Origin of the sequence: Paenibacillus sp. JNUCC32 (genome assembly GCF_014863545.1) — a bacterium.
In the GTDB taxonomy this organism is placed as follows: Bacteria; Bacillota; Bacilli; order Paenibacillales; family Paenibacillaceae; genus Paenibacillus_AQ; species Paenibacillus_AQ lautus_A.
On sequence record NZ_CP062260.1, the window covers coordinates 816,780 to 832,925 of the forward strand.

Genomic DNA, 16,146 nt, shown 5'->3' on the forward strand with positions numbered 1-16,146 from the left:
AATACTAACGGGACTTGTCATAGTTTGTGGGATATCTTATCTATCGGAGGCTGTTGTCATGATGATGCCAACGCATATTGTTGCCGTAGGCGGCGTGGTTGAGAATGAACGCGGTGAAATTCTATTGGTGAAGGATCGTAACGGATGGGTGTTTCCGGGGGGACAGGTGGAGGCCGGAGAGAATCTCATGGATGCGCTGATTAGGGAGATAAAAGAAGAGAGCGGGATCGAGACCATCGTCTCTCATCTGATCGGCGTCTATTCCAATACATCAACCTATCCGGGACACAGCGGAGTTGCCGTGGTTCCAACGAAAGTGATGATGGATTTCGTGTGTAAGCCTACGGGCGGCGAGCTGAGGACTTCGGAAGAAACGACGGACTGTCGTTGGATCCATAAGGATGAAGTGCTTCAATACATTACGGCCCCGGCCATTCGTACGCGTTTCCAGGCTTATTTGGATTTTAACCGAGCCCTCGTCTATATGGAATATATCACGAAACCGGAGTTTGAAGTTAAACTGAGACGGAATATATAGGCATTCGAGGTTTACTATCTGCTATCGAAAGGAAACGTCCCATGGAAGAAGTGATTGTCACACCATACAACCCGGACTGGAAGGATGAGTACAACCGGGAAAAAGCGAAAATTGAGTCGGCACTGAAAGGCCTCGACGTTCACATGGAACATATCGGGAGCACGTCCGTTTCGGGTTTAGGCTCCAAACCGACCATCGATATGATGGCTGGCGTTCTTAGCCTAGAGGAAGTCGATGAGTATTACATTGAGAATCTGGCTGGGATCGGCTACGAATATGTTGTTAAACCGGAGTTTCCGGAGCGGCTGTTCTTTCGAAGAGGGCAATGGCGGGCAGGAACGCATCATCTGCATATTTACAAGTACCAGGGCCAACAGTGGATTGACCAGATTTTATTCAGGGAGTATTTAAAGAAACATCCGGAAATAAAGGATCGATATTATGCTTTGAAAAAAGCACTCGAAAATCAATATAAACACGACCGCGTAGCCTATACGAACGGCAAGGCTGATTTCATTCGTGAAGTGATCCGTAAGGCAAGGCTGGAACAGAGTTAGAATCCTGATGCAGAGAGGACGTAAAGAGGATGTCCGAATATTACTGGGATTCCAAAATCGAATACCTGAGGAATACCAGATGGTTATATTACAATGACGACTACCTGGAGTTTTTGGTTAAGAACGTCTGGAAAATGAATACGCCCATTAACATGGTGGATTACGGTTGTGGTTATGGGTATCTAGCATTAAAGCTTCTCCCGCTTTTACCCGATGGGTCAACCTACACAGGTATAGACAAAGGTGAAGATTTGATCAAGGAAGCAAGGGGAATCTTTGACAAGCTGCCATATTCCGTTGAATTGATTCAAGGGGATATCGAAGAAATCCAAGTGCATCGGCAGTACGACATTGCGCTCTGTCACGCGTTTCTATTACATATGAAGAATCCCCGAGATATCCTTCAAAAAATGATCGGCAGTGTGCGGAACGGCGGCCGGGTCATTTGTTTTGAGCCCCATTGGATTGCCAATGCGGCGAATTTTGGCTTCGATGATGGAATGTTGCATTCCGAAGTGGTCCGTCTGGGCGTATTACAGAAGCTGTATGAGGTGGACGCCAGCCGCAGCGGCAAAGACGGAAACATCGGCATGAAGCTCCCTATTCTTCTAAGTCAGCTGGGGTTACGGAATGTTGAATGTCGAGTAAGCGATAAAGTGAATTTTTTGGATCGGCATATGGACGATGCTAGCAAAGAACGGCTGTATCAATCCCTAAGAGAAGAGGGGATTGGGCAAGAGCCCGATGAACCTACAATGACAATGGAGCAGCTGGTACGGAGAGGTTTAACAGCGGAGGAAGCACAAGCCCAATATGCCGCTGAACTCAAGCTATTCCAGAAGTTTGATAGGGATTCGTGGTTGACTTACGCGCCGAATATGAAGATTTCTTTTGGCACGGTTAGCCGAGAATAAACGTACGTAAGGAGCCCTATGAAAAGGGGATGGGTAAGACATCACAACGACTGCCTCCAATAATAGATCGCCAATTGGGTTCTGTCCCGGAGCTCCAGCTTATCAAGAATGATCGAGAGGGTATTGCGCACGGTTCCTTCGCTGATGAACAATTGCTCGGCAATTTCCCGATTCGAGCAGCCTAAGGCAACCAGCTCGAGAATATCGTTTTCCCGCGGGGTAAGGTCGGAACGATTTTCTTTTTCGGGCAGCATCAAGGTCTTCAGCACATTGGCATCCACAACGGAACTGCCGGAGGCCAAAGCACGAAGCTGTTGTGCCATACTGGAGACCTGCGTCGACTTCAGCATATACCCTTCGGCTCCGGCTAGCAGCGCCAGGCGGATACTATGCTCATCTTGAAACGTGGTCAGCATCATAATCTGCACTTGGGGCCATTTTTGCTTGATTTGCCTTGCCGCTTGGATTCCGTCCATACCAGGCATCCGAATATCCATGAGGACGATGTCCGGCAGGACCTCTTCACAGCATCGAATGGCTGCAGCGCCGTCATTCGCAGTGGCCGTTACTTCCATATCCGGTTCTCTGGATAGAAGCAGCCGGAGACTCTGACATATCAATGGATCATCATCCACAATGAGAATGTTCATCGAATGCCCTCCTTTTCCATAGGTAATACGCAGACCAATTGAAAGCCGCTGGATGTATTGGTGGAGATGCTCCCGCCTGCCGCCTGGGCTCTTTGCCTTAGGTTGCGGAGTCCGGTTCCAGGCAGCGAGGAGGAATCCAAAACGCCGTCATTTTGGACGCTTAACCGCACGATATGTTCATTGACGTCCAACGATACTTCAACGTGTTTGGCTTTGGAATGACGCACCGCATTGGTCAAGGCTTCCTTGAGGCAAGCATTCAGGATGACCCACAGATGGGCAGCTATACGGGATGTATCTCCATAAATTTGCAGCTGTACAGGCATCGCTTTGAAATTGCGGCAGATCTCCTCCAGGCTCCGAATGCCGATCGCTTGGACAGGCTGCATATTATGGACCGTTTCCCGCAGCTCCAGGGCGCTCCTCGACAAACGCATCTGGGCTTGAGCAAACATGTCTTCCGCTTGCGGGTCATTCTCCCTCCATAATGTTTCAAAAGCTTGAAAGGCTAACAACGCGGCTGTTAATTCATGGCCGACCTCATCGTGCAGCTTCTGGGAGATTCGATGACGCTCTCTCAGCTCAGCAAGCTGAGCCGTTTGGACATTGGCCATGAGCAGCTCACCTTTCAATATTTCCAATTCGTAGCGATCGCGACGCTCCTGATCTGCCTCCAATCGATACTGATGGATTTGCTTGGACCAACAAAAAACGATCCACCCCGCAAATGAAGCTTGAACGAGCATGAGAAGAAGCGGGAGGTCCGGATCGACATAACCGATGACAAGCGCTGCCAGGATGGGCAGGGAAAACAGCGGTTTACCGGCAAGCATGGTTTCAAATAGCGGCAGAGCCAGTCCGAAGCCGGCCTCCGGCCAGTATGGAATGATGGACATGCATAGAATCTGGTCGACCAGTGTTGTCCATGAAGGAAGGGAAAACCGCCATCGGGCTATTGCCAGGATCGCTAAGGCGAAGACCAGGACGAACCCTTCGGTCCCGGCATCTCCCATAAACCACAGAGCGGCCAGAAGCAGCAGGGCAAACATTCTCCAAATCACGACCGCTATGCTTGGGGACCACGAATCGGTATAGCTTCTCATGAAAACCTCCCATGGCATACGTACTCTTTTCCCCATATCGTAACATATTTTTCAAGCCAGTTTCCTTCGGCTGCCAACCAGCATAAAAGCGATCGCAAACAACAGCAGGATCCCGAGCGGAGTGAGTTGTTCCGCGAACAAGCCTCCGTTCTTAGCAAGCATGATTCCCTCATGGAACCAATAGGTAGGGGATAACATGGCGATTTTCTGCAGGGATGCAGGCATAGCCTGAATGGGAAAAAAGGTTCCTCCGAGCACTGCCATGATCAAGATGATTCCCAGCATAACGGCTGTAGAAGATTCAGGCTGGCGGAACATGGAGCACCACGCGAGAGAGAAGCTAATCGCGGTGACCGAGAACACGCTGAACATGCAGAAGAGCTGAATCAGACTGCCAAAAACATCGGCATGCAGCAACCAGGCGCTGAATGTGACCACGACGCTTTGTCCTACAAGCAGCAGAGCGAAAGCAAGCAGATTCTGCGCTAAATACTTGAAGTGGGTCACAGGTGCAACGCCGATCCGGGTCATCATTTTATTCTTTCGATCCTCCATGACCATATGAACGAGTTTGGAGGCTGAGAATAACAGCAGGATTTCATAGAAGTGATACCCCAGCGGTAAGCCATGCCAACCGCCCACCGGGAGGACAACGACGGCTGCAGGAAGGCCTAACAGCAAGATAAGGTTGGGCAAGCTGCGGACGCTCCGGATGAGCGCGAAGTTAAATATCGTCAAGCGAGCTTCCTCCTCCCAAGCCATGCGCTGATCATCATGCATATCACGGTTAAGGCTAACAGCAATAGTATGCTTAGGTACGCTTTATCTTGCCCGCCATCGACAAGCATCTCCAGGACGGCCATCTTTCCGAGGGATACCGGATTCCCATAGGACGACATGAACTCAAAGAAACGATGATCCGGGAGAGGAAACATTAATCCGGTTAAGATGATGAAGCCGATTCCAAGGACTTCAGATACCCTTTCAGCCAATTTTATGTTATGGATGGATAATGTCAGCAGCAGATGTACGGACTGCGCAAAGAAGGAATAAATAATTAATACCAGCAAGACCCAGCCGAGCGATCCCCACGTGATCCCGAACACCCAGGTTGTGAAAAGCACCAAGACCAACCCTTGCAAAGTGCTGAAGAGCGTGCAGGCAAGAATAAGAGAGCTTGAATAAACCGCTACGTTAATAGGGAGCGAATAGATTCTCCATTTCCGGGTTTTAAGTAAATCGATATCCAAATAACTCATCAAATACGTGCCGCCAAAAAACTGAACGCCCATAATGGTCGTAACGGCCATCAATTCCAGCGGGGGAACCCCCTTCATGCCTTCATAGGGTCCAATAACGACACCCAGCACGGTAATGACGACCAGTGGCAGACCCACCAGAAGCAGCTGCCCGATGGGTTCGCGTATCAGGCGCAGCAAGGAGAAGTACGTCATTCTGAATACAAGCATGTTAAGTCCCCTCCGTGTCACGTAGTTGCTTACCGGTAAGCGTAAGGAATACGTCTTCAAGCGTAGGTTTCTCCGCATGGATGGATAAGACGCCGCCCGCGCTTTTGGCCAATGACAGGATGCGATCCAGATTTCCTGCACCCGCCCGTGATATGATCTGAATTTGCGCTCCATTCAAAACCACGTGCTTGACTCCATCCAGCTGTTTGATGTTATCGATCAGATCCTTCGTCAGCTCCACGACTTCCAGCTTGATCTTCTCTTCATGGTGGATGTTCTTTACCAACTCATCGATCGTCCCCTGCGCGATGACGTGGCCTTGATCCATAATCACGACGCGGGATGCGAGGGACTGCACTTCTTCCATGTAATGGGTAGTATAGAGAATGGTCGTCCCCCTTTTTTGCAGCTCGCGGACCGATTCCAGGATGTGATTTCTGGATTGGGGGTCGATTCCAACCGTAGGTTCGTCCATGATCAGGAGCCTGGGTCTGTGAATGATAGAGCAGGCGATATTCAGTCTCCGCTTCATTCCTCCGGAAAATTTGGAAGGACGTTTATGGGCTTGATCCGTTAGTCCGACGAACTGGAGCGTTTCCGTGATTTGCCTTCTCAATTCCGTGCCTCTTAACCCATAGATTCCGCCGAAAAAGGCGAGATTCTCGTGAGCGGTTAAATCCTCAAAAACGGTGATATCCTGCGTAACCAGTCCGATCTTTCGTTTAACCTCCAGCATAGGGCCGCTTGGCCGTTCCCCAAACAGCTCGATGCTTCCGGAATCGATGCCAATTAAGCCGGATAACGCATGGATCAATGTGGTTTTACCTGCACCATTCGGCCCAAGAAGGCCGAGTATTTCTCCCTGCCTGATTTCTAGATGGACATGGTCCAGGACAAGCTGATGCCCATAGCGCTTAATGATATGGTTCATGGTAGCGATTGTCATCCGAATCCTCCTTTGCTTGAGTGCTTAGCTTTATTATGGCCACCGGACGAAAGCGTTCATAGTTACAATTGTAATGAAATCGGCAGGGGACCGCTGTTGAAATATGATGCCGGATACGTTACCATCATGGAATTAGCAAATGTGTAATCGGCCAGTAAAGGAGTCGTATCTGCGATGACGAAGGTACTTGTTGTAGATGATGAGATCAGTATCTCAAGCGCAGTTGCTTATGCGCTGCGAAGGGAAGGATATACGGTAGAGACCGCAGGGGACGGGCAGGAAGCGCTGGAGCGCGTGGAATCGTTTGATCCTGACGTGATGGTGCTCGATGTCATGATGCCGAAGCTTAGCGGGTACGATGTTTGTCGCAGGCTCGGGGATCGGCAGCGTCCTGCCATTCTGCTGTTGACGGTGAAGGACGATATTGTGGATAAGGTGCTCGGGCTGGAGCTTGGTGCCGATGATTATATGACAAAGCCCTTTGACATGCGGGAGATCATCGCCAGGGTAAAGGCATTGTCCCGAAGAAGCCGTACTCCTGAGGCAGCCGGGAAGCAAGCCCCCGAAACGCATGTGATCCGGATAGCCGGACTTACCATTAACCTGTTAAATCGAACCATTCATGCCGAAGGCAAGCCTCTTGAACTGACGCCGAAAGAGTTTGACCTCATGGCTCTCCTGGCCCGGAATCCGGAGCGGGTATATTCGCGAGAAGCCTTGCTTGAACAGGTATGGGACATGGATTTTGCCGGCGGCACGCGTACGGTAGATATTCACGTCCAGCGATTGCGCAAAAAGCTGGGAAACCAGCATGAAGTGATCCAGACCGTGTATGGCATCGGGTATAAAAGCACGGAGATTCCATCATGAACAAAGGAAAAGTGCGTTTCGGCTTAAAGTGGAAAGTCGCACTGCTTCTCGCTCTGCTGCTGATCGCCGTTGTGGTTGTTCTAAGCACGTTGGTTCTTGCCGGGATACGGGAGGACCAGCGGGTGCGCCTGGAGCAAACCTTCGCCCAGGAAGCAGAAGCAGCCAATCTCAGGATTCATCAGGAATTACTGACGAATCCTCAAACGCAGCCGGATGATTTTATGGAAAATGTCGGCCAACGTCTGGCCGTCGATCTCGGAACCCAGAGCGGTATGCCGGTGACCCTGTATAAGATAGATGGTACATTCACGGGGACTTCCCTTCCGTTCCAGCCGAAAATGGATGTACAGGACGCGCTTGCTCACACGGCGCAAGGGCGTTCCGCCTATATTACCGAGGGCGACCAGCTGTTATATCTTGCCCCGCTTCGGAATATGGAGCAGCCGATCGGAACGATTCAATTCCACGCCTCCCTGGCCGAGCAGCATGCGTTCTATGACCGGATCCAGACAATGTTTATCGTGACGGGTCTTGCGGTGCTGGCCGCCGGGTTCCTGATCGGTTTTCTGTACGTGTGGCGGCAGGTGCATGTCATCAGCAGATTGAACCAGGCTGCGCAGAGGATCGGCGAAGGCGTCTATCTTCGTGAGCCGACGGTGAAGCGAAACGATGAGCTCGGCGAGCTGGCGCAAGGGATATATGAAATGAGCGGGCGAATTTCCTTGTCGGTGAACCAGCTCACGGAAGAGAAACAGAAGCTGCTGGATGCCATTGATCGGCTGCGGGAGCTGGAACAGCAGCAGAAGCAGTTTATCGGGAATATCAGCCATGAGTTGAAAACGCCGCTGACCTCCATACTGGCCTACGCGGACCTGCTTGAGATGTATCGCGACGATCCCGCGCTGCTCGAGGAAGCCCGAGGACAGATCAGCCAGGAAGCACAGCGGCTATATCGCCTGGTAGAAAAGGCGCTTCAGTTATCGTCCATGGATATATATGAATTCGAAACCCACGCGGAACACGTAAACCTCATGCCGATTCTGCAAGAGGCGGCAGCCCGGCTGGAGGCCAAAGCAGAGCAATCGGGCATAACGCTGCGATCCTCATTATCCGAAGGCAAGGTATGGGCCGATCCGGAGAATCTGATGCATATGATTTTGAATCTGCTGGATAACGCCATTAAATATAACAGGCCCGGTGGGACCGTTACGCTATCGAATGAAGTGGACCGGGATCCACAAGGCAATGATCGCATGGTCATTAAGGTAAGCGATACCGGAATCGGAATTCCGGACGAAGCCCGGGAACGGATCTTTGATCCGTTTTATACGGTGAGCAGCGACCGCTCCCGGGTACATGGCGGTACCGGCTTAGGATTATCCCTGGTTCGCAATTTGGCGGAGAAGCAGCGCGGTTATGTGGAGGTTGCTGAATCCAGCCCAAACGGTTCTACGTTTGTGGTCACCTTGCCGATGGAACGGCCGCAATCCCAGGAGGTTCATTCGGTGGAAGAAAGCTCAGACTTGGAATAGGTCTGGGCTCTTTTTAAAATGTACATCTTTGTTTACAAGTTCGTTACAAGCTCGATATCGTATCGAGATATTCGCATTCTATACTGAGTTCAACAGGGAAAGAGGCGGCATGACAAGTCACATGAGTTGCAGCTGCCGAAGCTCCTTGGGGGAGAAGCATTGGAGGAAACCTGTTATGAAACATAGATTTGGGAAGCATGGGATCAAGTTGCTGTCTATCGTTGCTGTGGCTGCAGCCCTTGCGGCCTGCCAGTCCCAGGATCGGTTGACGATCGTGGAACCGGGCAGTCAAACCAGCCAGCCGCCTGTATCGAATGCCGGAGGAGGTAAGACACCGGGAGAGCGCAAGCTCACGGTCGTTGACGGGGCGAGCGGGCAAGCCGGTCGGGAAGTGGTCGTGAATCAGACGCACCGGATTGCCTCGTCCAACATCGAGACGTGGATATCGGAGGATATGGTCAGGGTCACTACCACCAAAATGGTCAAGGAAGCAACCGCAACGGAAGAACCGAAATATGCGTACGCCACCGAAGAGGTGAACGTAAGCACGGGCGAGCAGCGTGAGCTCACGAATCATGAAGCGTCGCATCCAGGCCAACATCTGGTCAAGGAAGAGGTCTCGCCGGACGGTAAATATAGCTTTGTACAGAAATGGAGGGATAAGTACACGGCAGACAATTTCATGAAGGATCTTAATACCGGCAAGAGCATTCCGGTAAAAGGGGACAACTACATGGAAATTGGCGGTTGGCTCGATGCGGATACCTATGTTCTTGCGGCAGGCTCCATGAGCGGCAAGGGAGAGATTCGTCTCATTTCCACGGACGGTACTTACACCACCACCGCCATTGAGGATGAGGACGTTGAAGTTTACAACCAATTCGGAGCGAGTAAAGGCCGGATCTATTATACCGATGTGAATCAGGTGCTTAAGGTGGTTGAACCGGGGCAGTCGAAGCCGGTACAGCTCATCGAAAATGTATGGAGCTTCACCATCTCCCCGGATGGAGAGTACATTGCCGTCTCCACAGCAACCAACACGGAAGGGAACTCAGGCAGCAATTTACTGATCTATGACGCAGCCGGCAGCTTGCAAGGATCGCTAATCGGAAAAGGCAATCTGATTTCTTACCCGTCCTGGTCGCCGGATTCTGCCAGATTAGCCTTTGATGTGTACTCGGAGAATGAAAGCGGAATGAACGGCGTGTATGTGTTTGATACGGCTTCCGGGAAAGTAAGCTGGATGGCGCCCTATTATTCAGCGGTGCATCCTGCGGCCCATCCGGTCTACCCGCTGACTTGGAGCCCATCTGGAAAAAGACTGGGAATTACGATTGACGATAAAGAAGCTTTAATTGCGACGCATGTCATTGATTTTCAATAAAGTTATTGCGCTTCATACTATGACTCATCGACTTGGAAGGTTGGTGAGACAAACGAGAGGGATGAATGAAATGAAACAGTTGAAAAAATCAATCGCGGCGGTTGCCGTGCTGGGAATGACCTTAACGGGAGCGGCAGGTGTTTATGCGGGAGCCAACCTGGAGAAAATCTCGGCTTACCTGAATCACAGCATCGGCATCAAAGTGGACGGTACCGTCTATAACACGGGCAAGAAATTGACTCCGATCGCGTATCAGAATACAACGTACTTGCCGGTACGCGCGATTGCCGATGTGCTGGAAGTTCCTGTGCGATACGATGCGAAGAATAACCAGGTGTTAATCGGAAGTAATCCTGGAAACGGTCAGACGATCGAGCTGACCAACGTGAAATACAGCGATACCCAACTAAAAGAGATCAAAAGCGCATTCGCCAAATTTGATGGTTTCCAAACACCGTACGCTCCAAGTCAGATGGTAAAAGGCGATGTGTATCAAAAGACGGGCGCATCGGCAGATGGCGTGAACATGGTCTTCAACCATATGACGGTGTACATCTCTCCAAGAGACTACTCTCATGGATATGGCAGCAAACCGGTTACATTGTCCAATGGGGTTAAAGCGAAATGGTATACACCGGATGACACGGATATGCTGGGATTTCAGATCAATGACCGCTTCGTGACGATCAGCTCTCCGGATCATTCCTTAAGCAAAGCGCAGCTGGAGAAGGTTGCAGTAAGCGTTGCCCAATTGAAATAAAGATAGAGATAATTCTAAGGTGATAGAGATATATTTCAGATATGAAAAAGGAAATAGAGGTTCTTACGAGGAAGCTTGCAGGGTGAACGGAATAGCCTGCGAGCTTTTTCATATTAGAAACTCGTAGATAAAAAAGAAGCAGCAAGACGCTGCTCCTCCCATCGTTTCATTAGTTGCGCTGCAATAACAGGTATCCGCTAATGTTGGATGTTCTTTGACGAAATACGATTTTGAAACCTACATCATGATCCTGCAAGCAGGCCAAGGCGGTTCTAAGCAATGCATTCGGCGTCAAATCAGCCCGGCAAGGTGAAGCATTGCCGATGACGCGGGCAGCAACAATTCTGCGAGGAGAACCCGCAACCAGAGGATTTCTTGACCAGCTGATTAATACTAAATCCGGTTGAGGAACAGCAGTGATACGACCCATTCAAATCACCTCTTATACTATAGTAGAGTCCGTATATTAAATGACAAGTTGATGAGAAATGTGCAAAGCGAAAGGCGGAGTTTTTCAAAAACAGGGTTGACGCCCAACAAGGGACGAAAGGGGAAAAATCGTATGAATCCTATGAAAATGAGGGACATGGTTGAGAAGTATGTAGAAGCCTATAATTCGTTTGATATTAACGGGATGATAGCTCTTCTGCATGAGGAGATCGAATTCAGAAATAGTTCTAGCGGATCGGTGGACGTGGAGACAAAAGGCATTGAGGAATTTCGGGAAATAGCCGAACGGTCCAAGTCGTTATTCTCCCACCGTTGTCAGACTATCGTTGGTTATTCGTTTGAAGATGGCAAGGTTCAGATTGAGATTGACTACGAGGGTATCCTCGCTAAGGATCTACCTAACGGTATGAAGGCCGGGGAGAAGATTCATATGAAGGGAAAGTCCGTATTCGCGTTTAAAAACGGTAGGATCGCCGTGATAGAAGATTATAGTTGATAAGGTTAGAAGTATTTAGGAAAAGTTTATCTAAAGTCGTTTAATCCCGGAAATAGGGTTTCTTTATATGGTATTATTTGGGTTAATGCATGCTCGCTTGGGGGGACTACGATATGGACATGGAGTTGAAGCCGGTTGACCGAAAGAACTGGGAAGAAGCATTGGCAATGCAGGTTTCGGTCCAACAGCAGGGGTTTGTGCCGGCGGTAGCCGTATCTCTCGCCAAGATCCACATCAAACCGGACGGTGATGAAGTCGAATACCTTCCCTTTGCGATATACGTGGGGAACCGAATGGTTGGATTTATCATGCATGCCTATGTGATGAATTCATCCGATATGTATTGGATTAACGGCTTTTTAATAGATGCGGGGGAACAGGGTAAGGGATATGGCAAAGCAGCTTTACTCCAGATGATTACATGGATCCAAAGCCAATTTCCGCAATGCGAGGAAATACGCCTGACCGTGCATAAGGATAACCGGACAGCGAAAAATTTGTACAGCAATCTAGGTTTTGTTGAAACGGGGAACTGGTTCGGCGATGAGGAAGTTATGAAGCTGAATGTTCAATCCAAGCAAGAGGTTAAGAGAAGGGGGAGTGACCCATTGTCGCAAATCAACATCAATCGAAGCAGCCCGGAAGAAGCGCTTGCGGTACGGACGAACCTGATTCAATTTAATGCACGGTTTATCGCAGAAGATTTGCAGCAGAATTACGAGGAGATCAACTTACATATAAAAGATGAGCATGGAGAGATCGCAGGCGGCATCAACAGTGTATTTTGCTGGAATTGGATTGAGGTCGATATTCTGTGGATCGATGATCGATATCGAGGGCGGGGATATGGCTCAAGATTACTACAAGAGATTGAGACGATCGCAAAAGAAAAGCAATGCACCTTCATCAAGCTCAATACCTTCAGCTTTCAGGCGCCGGCATTCTACCGTAAACATGGATTTCAAGAGATAACTCGCATTGACGATGCCCCAAGGGGTCATCAGCACTATTATTTTGTTAAACATTTGGCGTAAACCAGTGTGAACATCAACAACGATTCGAAGGAGCTTGACATGATTAGACTGCAGCCTGTAGATAAGGATAATTGGACCGAATGCATTAAACTGAAAGCGAAACCGGAGCAAGAAGGCTTCATTGCCTCCAATCTGTATTCGATTGCCCAGTATCAATTTCTTGATCATTTTGAAGCGATGGCCATTTATGATGATCAGACGATGGTCGGGTTCGCGTTATATGGCTTGGACGCCGATGACGGCAACTATTGGATTTACCGTTTCATGATCGACGGGAATTTCCAAGGAAAGGGCTACGGGAAAGAGGCTTTGCGATACATCGTTGAAGAAATCCGAAACAAGCATGACCGGACAGATGTCCTTATGCTAAGTTTTGATCCGAAGAACGAACGGGCCAGACAGTTGTACATCAAAGCGGGTTTTGAGGAAATCGGCGTTATGCCGTGGTCGGGTGGTGAATCCGTAGCGAAGCTGGGGCTCTGAGACATCAACTTAGTGGTGTTCGAAAAAAGCGTGATGGGACGACAAGCATTGTATGACAAAAAAGGGAGTGCATACTGTATGCAACAGTTATGCACTCCCTTGTGTCATTTTAATTGGAGATTGGGTTCATACCATACGGCTTGGGTAAAGTCCTGGAACGTATCAGCGTAATAATACATAACTTCAATGTTGTTATTTTCGCCGGTTGCTTTTTGACCCTTGCTTCGGATAATGGGGATGAATTCCGCATAGTATGCGCCATTCAAGGGGATTCGAACAGGCTGCTTAGGGTCGCTCAACTGCTCGTAAGTATAATAGGATGGCTCCCCGTTCACGTTGATCTGCAGGTCGATTTTCTCCGAAGCCTTCAAGGCCAGATAGAATACCGGCAGGGCATCGGAATTCACCAAAGCAAAGTCATAAACCGGACTTTGTCCGTGTCCTGATGGGGAACCCGCATAGATAAAGTTTCTTGTGCCATTCGGAATGAGATCATCAGGCGATGGTTCCCGGACATAGCTGCCACCATCAAAATAGTCGTAAATTCGATGCAGGACGACCGCCGTTTCGGCTAACGTTACCTTTTGATTCGGGCGAAAATAGCCTTTGGCGTCGGGTTTCATGATGCCGGCCTCGGCAAAGCCGAGCAGTGCATAGGCTTTGACGTAATCCAGATCGGAGGCTAAGGAAGGCCCGTATTTTTTGTCTTGCATCAATCCGATTTCGGGTGCCAGTGGCTGATAGGCATACTTCCATTTGTCATAATCCTTGTAGGTATTGAAATATCTTTTGGGCAGGTCTTTAATCGCCCGCAATCTCGCCATTTCCTCAGCGTCCGATAACTCCAAGGAATAACCAATATCATCGAACAGCGTATTCAGCGTAATCAACAAGTCCCAGCGTGTTAACACTTTCTCCGGTATATACTTGAAGGTTTCATCGTTGTAATTGATTCTGTCTGCGGCTCCGATTAAACCGTTCGGCGCTGAAGGTATGCTGCCATAAACATCCATAAAAATCTGGTAGGATGGGTGCCCGTTAGGGACGCCGGGAATGTTGAACTTCTTATCGGCATCGACTCGAAAATCGGTAAACAGCCGGTGAACCATAAGGGTAAGATCGGCTTTGGTCACCATCCTGCCTAACGTTTTTGTCCGATACTCCATGTTCTCAAAAACTCCATGGGATCTAAGGAAGTCAATGGACTCATTGGCCCATGCATACTTGGCTTGACCAGATTCCGCCGCACTTGCCACGGATGTCATGCAAAACGATAAAATAAGGGTTAAAGATAATAATTGACGCCACCTTTTTAAAAACATGAAATCCTCCTGTATGTATCGATAGATTGGATGAATATTCCTCCATTGTAGACGACAAATTATGACAATAGCAATGCTTTTTTAGTCCTCCTTACCTATTGAAAAAAAAGAGTCGGTTTGCATTGTTTTTGATCCGAAGCGTATTGGACGCGAAGACGAATGCCGGGGAAATCGATTGAAAGTGGATGAATTTCGACGGGTAATTTAAATGTAACCGTTGACATTGCGGAACAAAATGGTAATATTTTAAGACATTAGCAATAGCGGTTGATTCGTTGATTCGGTACCTGTTGGCATGCACAAGATCATGTAACGACAGGGTTGTGCCATCTTGGATTGTGAATGCAGTACAGCCTATCACGGAGGGGGGAACGCATGGGAATCGACTGGTATGACATGATCGCGCGCAGGAATGGCGGTTATAGAGGAAGAGCGGTGTGTACCGTAGTCGGAAGATCGGCGGAAGAAGTGTTTGAGGAGCGGCTGGTGGAGATGCTGCCGCAGTATCATTCCGTGCTGGACGCAGGCTGCGGGCATGGTGAGTTCACGCTTCGGATGTCCAGACATGCTGAGAAAATCATTGGCTTTGACAATTCCGCGGAGATGATTCGAATCTCCCAATCCTTGCTCGAGAGCAGCGGAACCCGGAATGTGGAATTCGTGTTTGCCACGACGAAGACACAGATGCCTTTTCAAGACGGGCAATTCGACCTTATCTATGACCGCAGAGGACCTACCTCTATCCTGGAACATCCCAGGATATTAGCTTCAGGCGGCACCATCTTCGGGATACATACCGATGTGACTCACGTTCGAAGGCGATTGTCGGAGAATGGCTACATGAATGTCGAGATTGAGGAGTATAATGAAGCGATTATGTACTTCCCGAATGCCCACGAATTTGCATTAAACCTGTCGGATACGCCAGGCAATCCCGATTATACTTTACCGGAAATGAAGGGTGAGCTCGAGGCCAGGATACGGGAGAACCAGATCGACGGCCGGCTTGGAGTCCGCGAGCACAAATATATCTGGAAAGCGATGAAGGCGTGAATCAAGGATCTTTTATCATACCGAATAAGGAGTGTGCGATATGGATCATGAGTTCAACCGGAAGTGGCTGGAGGACAAATTTGAAAACATCCGCAGCCGTATCTTGAAAGCGTTGGTGCAGTTAAACGATGAGCAAGTGAATTGGCGGCCCAATCATTCCAGTCTGAGCATATCTACGTTGATCAGGCACATCGAAGGCAACATTCAAGAACGGGTCATGAAAGGGATATTGCAACAAGACGTTGCCCCGCGAAACCGGGAGCAGGAGTTGTCCCAGGTATTTGTCAGCAGGGATGATCTGATCCAGATTGTGAAGAATCGGTTCCAGTTCCTGATCGATACGGTAAAATCCATGTCGAGTCAGGACTTTGAACAGGTTCAATCGGTCCGGGGAAAAGAACGGAGCAATCTCGACATCCTGCATCAGTGCGCTACGCATTATTCGGAGCATATGGGTCAAATTTTTTATATCGCCAAGCAGTGTTTGACGGTTCAATATAAAACCACATCGATCTAATGAACGAGCCCCCTTAGATGGCGTTTCCAGCTAAAGGGGCCTTTTTTCGGTACAATTATATAGACAAG

General features: G+C 49.2%; 18 protein-coding genes and 2 pseudogenes. 13 read left to right on the plus strand and 7 right to left on the minus strand.

The window, feature by feature from the left end; translation table 11 throughout:
- Positions 1-58: 58 nt before the first annotated feature.
- Genes JNUCC32_RS03705 through JNUCC32_RS03715 form a run of 3 tightly spaced genes read left to right on the plus strand, consistent with a single transcriptional unit; the run spans position 59 to position 2,009 of the window.
- Positions 59-538: an NUDIX hydrolase gene (locus JNUCC32_RS03705; RefSeq protein ID WP_192571139.1), complete on the plus strand. Its 480-nt coding sequence runs from the start codon at positions 59-61 to the stop codon at positions 536-538.
- Positions 539-579: 41 nt separating this feature from the next.
- On the plus strand, positions 580-1,095 hold the full coding sequence (locus tag JNUCC32_RS03710) for a GrpB family protein (protein WP_090907906.1): 516 nt from the start codon (positions 580-582) through the stop codon (positions 1,093-1,095).
- Between the two features lie 29 nt (positions 1,096-1,124).
- Entirely contained in the window at positions 1,125-2,009 is an 885-nt protein-coding gene (locus JNUCC32_RS03715; protein ID WP_192571140.1) for a class I SAM-dependent methyltransferase, read from the plus strand.
- Positions 2,010-2,050: 41 nt separating this feature from the next.
- Here the strand turns inward: JNUCC32_RS03715 and JNUCC32_RS03720 are convergent, their stop codons facing one another.
- From JNUCC32_RS03720 to JNUCC32_RS03740, 5 genes are read right to left on the minus strand one after another with little or no spacing between them, the layout of a single operon-like run.
- Positions 2,051-2,659 (minus strand): response regulator, encoded by a 609-nt coding sequence (locus JNUCC32_RS03720; RefSeq protein ID WP_192571141.1) that lies wholly within the window; start codon positions 2,657-2,659, stop codon positions 2,051-2,053.
- The gene (locus tag JNUCC32_RS03725; RefSeq protein WP_192571142.1) at positions 2,656-3,762 is read right to left on the minus strand and encodes a sensor histidine kinase; all 1,107 of its coding nucleotides are present in this window, start codon (positions 3,760-3,762) and stop codon (positions 2,656-2,658) included. The genes JNUCC32_RS03720 and JNUCC32_RS03725 overlap by 4 nt, the downstream gene beginning before the upstream one ends.
- A gap of 51 nt (positions 3,763-3,813) precedes the next feature.
- A complete protein-coding gene (locus JNUCC32_RS03730; RefSeq protein WP_192571143.1) occupies positions 3,814-4,500 on the minus strand; it encodes an ABC transporter permease in 687 nt (228 codons plus the stop codon).
- Complete coding sequence (locus JNUCC32_RS03735) at positions 4,497-5,231, minus strand: ABC transporter permease (RefSeq protein WP_192571144.1); 735 nt, start codon at positions 5,229-5,231, stop codon at positions 4,497-4,499. Before JNUCC32_RS03735 ends, JNUCC32_RS03730 begins: the two co-directional genes overlap by 4 nt.
- A gap of 1 nt (position 5,232) precedes the next feature.
- The gene (locus JNUCC32_RS03740; protein ID WP_192571145.1) at positions 5,233-6,177 is read right to left on the minus strand and encodes an ABC transporter ATP-binding protein; all 945 of its coding nucleotides are present in this window, start codon (positions 6,175-6,177) and stop codon (positions 5,233-5,235) included.
- A 174-nt stretch (positions 6,178-6,351) separates the two neighbouring features.
- On the opposite strand from JNUCC32_RS03740, the gene JNUCC32_RS03745 reads away from it, so the two are divergent.
- The 4 genes from JNUCC32_RS03745 (at position 6,352) to JNUCC32_RS03760 (ending at position 10,723) form a co-directional block, all read left to right on the plus strand.
- Positions 6,352-7,047, plus strand: a complete 696-nt coding sequence (locus JNUCC32_RS03745) for a response regulator transcription factor (protein ID WP_096775922.1) — start codon at positions 6,352-6,354, stop codon at positions 7,045-7,047.
- The gene (locus JNUCC32_RS03750; RefSeq protein ID WP_192571146.1) at positions 7,044-8,579 is read left to right on the plus strand and encodes a sensor histidine kinase; all 1,536 of its coding nucleotides are present in this window, start codon (positions 7,044-7,046) and stop codon (positions 8,577-8,579) included. The genes JNUCC32_RS03745 and JNUCC32_RS03750 overlap by 4 nt, the downstream gene beginning before the upstream one ends.
- Before the next feature lie 175 nt (positions 8,580-8,754).
- Positions 8,755-9,963 carry a WD40 repeat domain-containing protein gene (locus JNUCC32_RS03755; protein WP_192571147.1) on the plus strand — a complete coding sequence of 403 codons (1,209 nt, stop codon included), beginning with the start codon at positions 8,755-8,757 and terminating at the stop codon, positions 9,961-9,963.
- Between the two features lie 70 nt (positions 9,964-10,033).
- On the plus strand, positions 10,034-10,723 hold the full coding sequence (locus JNUCC32_RS03760; RefSeq protein WP_192571148.1) for a stalk domain-containing protein: 690 nt from the start codon (positions 10,034-10,036) through the stop codon (positions 10,721-10,723).
- 169 nt (positions 10,724-10,892) lie between these two features.
- Here the strand turns inward: JNUCC32_RS03760 and JNUCC32_RS03765 are convergent, their stop codons facing one another.
- Positions 10,893-11,153 (minus strand): hypothetical protein, encoded by a 261-nt coding sequence (locus JNUCC32_RS03765; protein ID WP_096775918.1) that lies wholly within the window; start codon positions 11,151-11,153, stop codon positions 10,893-10,895.
- A gap of 132 nt (positions 11,154-11,285) precedes the next feature.
- On the opposite strand from JNUCC32_RS03765, the gene JNUCC32_RS03770 reads away from it, so the two are divergent.
- The 4 genes and pseudogenes from JNUCC32_RS03770 to JNUCC32_RS03785 all read left to right on the plus strand — a co-directional run bounded on the left by JNUCC32_RS03770 (position 11,286) and on the right by JNUCC32_RS03785 (position 13,186).
- Positions 11,286-11,669: a nuclear transport factor 2 family protein gene (locus JNUCC32_RS03770; RefSeq protein WP_192571149.1), complete on the plus strand. Its 384-nt coding sequence runs from the start codon at positions 11,286-11,288 to the stop codon at positions 11,667-11,669.
- 113 nt (positions 11,670-11,782) lie between these two features.
- Positions 11,783-12,232 (plus strand): annotated as a pseudogene (locus JNUCC32_RS03775) (GNAT family N-acetyltransferase); the annotation flags it as partial.
- Between the two features lie 174 nt (positions 12,233-12,406).
- Positions 12,407-12,703 (plus strand): annotated as a pseudogene (locus JNUCC32_RS31830) (GNAT family N-acetyltransferase); the annotation flags it as partial.
- Between the two features lie 39 nt (positions 12,704-12,742).
- Positions 12,743-13,186, plus strand: a complete 444-nt coding sequence (locus JNUCC32_RS03785) for a GNAT family N-acetyltransferase (protein WP_192571150.1) — start codon at positions 12,743-12,745, stop codon at positions 13,184-13,186.
- A gap of 104 nt (positions 13,187-13,290) precedes the next feature.
- On the opposite strand, the gene JNUCC32_RS03790 is transcribed toward JNUCC32_RS03785, so the two are convergent.
- Positions 13,291-14,352 carry an S-layer homology domain-containing protein gene (locus JNUCC32_RS03790; RefSeq protein WP_228468872.1) on the minus strand — a complete coding sequence of 354 codons (1,062 nt, stop codon included), beginning with the start codon at positions 14,350-14,352 and terminating at the stop codon, positions 13,291-13,293.
- A gap of 531 nt (positions 14,353-14,883) precedes the next feature.
- Between JNUCC32_RS03790 and JNUCC32_RS03795 the strand changes: the two genes are divergently transcribed.
- Positions 14,884-15,561, plus strand: a complete 678-nt coding sequence (locus JNUCC32_RS03795; protein ID WP_192571152.1) for a class I SAM-dependent methyltransferase — start codon at positions 14,884-14,886, stop codon at positions 15,559-15,561.
- A gap of 40 nt (positions 15,562-15,601) precedes the next feature.
- Positions 15,602-16,078, plus strand: coding sequence for a DinB family protein (locus JNUCC32_RS03800; RefSeq protein ID WP_192571153.1), 477 nt, complete (start codon positions 15,602-15,604; stop codon positions 16,076-16,078).
- Positions 16,079-16,146 lie beyond the last annotated feature (68 nt).

Excerpts from the sequence above, each read along its gene's own strand:
- JNUCC32_RS03765 (WP_096775918.1), bottom strand. The coding sequence starts at position 11,153 with ATGGGTCGTATCACTGCTGTTCCTCAACCGGATTTAGTATTAATCAGC.
- JNUCC32_RS03755 (WP_192571147.1), top strand. The coding sequence starts at position 8,755 with ATGAAACATAGATTTGGGAAGCATGGGATCAAGTTGCTGTCTATCGTT.
- JNUCC32_RS03770 (WP_192571149.1), top strand. The coding sequence starts at position 11,286 with ATGAATCCTATGAAAATGAGGGACATGGTTGAGAAGTATGTAGAAGCC.
- JNUCC32_RS03710 (WP_090907906.1), top strand. The coding sequence starts at position 580 with ATGGAAGAAGTGATTGTCACACCATACAACCCGGACTGGAAGGATGAG.
- JNUCC32_RS03735 (WP_192571144.1), bottom strand. The coding sequence starts at position 5,231 with ATGCTTGTATTCAGAATGACGTACTTCTCCTTGCTGCGCCTGATACGC.
- JNUCC32_RS03740 (WP_192571145.1), bottom strand. The coding sequence starts at position 6,177 with ATGACAATCGCTACCATGAACCATATCATTAAGCGCTATGGGCATCAG.
- JNUCC32_RS03800 (WP_192571153.1), top strand. The coding sequence starts at position 15,602 with ATGGATCATGAGTTCAACCGGAAGTGGCTGGAGGACAAATTTGAAAAC.
- JNUCC32_RS03795 (WP_192571152.1), top strand. The coding sequence starts at position 14,884 with ATGGGAATCGACTGGTATGACATGATCGCGCGCAGGAATGGCGGTTAT.
- JNUCC32_RS03720 (WP_192571141.1), bottom strand. The coding sequence starts at position 2,659 with ATGAACATTCTCATTGTGGATGATGATCCATTGATATGTCAGAGTCTC.
- JNUCC32_RS03705 (WP_192571139.1), top strand. The coding sequence starts at position 59 with ATGATGATGCCAACGCATATTGTTGCCGTAGGCGGCGTGGTTGAGAAT.
- JNUCC32_RS03750 (WP_192571146.1), top strand. The coding sequence starts at position 7,044 with ATGAACAAAGGAAAAGTGCGTTTCGGCTTAAAGTGGAAAGTCGCACTG.
- JNUCC32_RS03715 (WP_192571140.1), top strand. The coding sequence starts at position 1,125 with ATGTCCGAATATTACTGGGATTCCAAAATCGAATACCTGAGGAATACC.
- JNUCC32_RS03745 (WP_096775922.1), top strand. The coding sequence starts at position 6,352 with ATGACGAAGGTACTTGTTGTAGATGATGAGATCAGTATCTCAAGCGCA.
- JNUCC32_RS03725 (WP_192571142.1), bottom strand. The coding sequence starts at position 3,762 with ATGAGAAGCTATACCGATTCGTGGTCCCCAAGCATAGCGGTCGTGATT.
- JNUCC32_RS03790 (WP_228468872.1), bottom strand. The coding sequence starts at position 14,352 with ATGGAGTATCGGACAAAAACGTTAGGCAGGATGGTGACCAAAGCCGAT.
- JNUCC32_RS03760 (WP_192571148.1), top strand. The coding sequence starts at position 10,034 with ATGAAACAGTTGAAAAAATCAATCGCGGCGGTTGCCGTGCTGGGAATG.
- JNUCC32_RS03785 (WP_192571150.1), top strand. The coding sequence starts at position 12,743 with ATGATTAGACTGCAGCCTGTAGATAAGGATAATTGGACCGAATGCATT.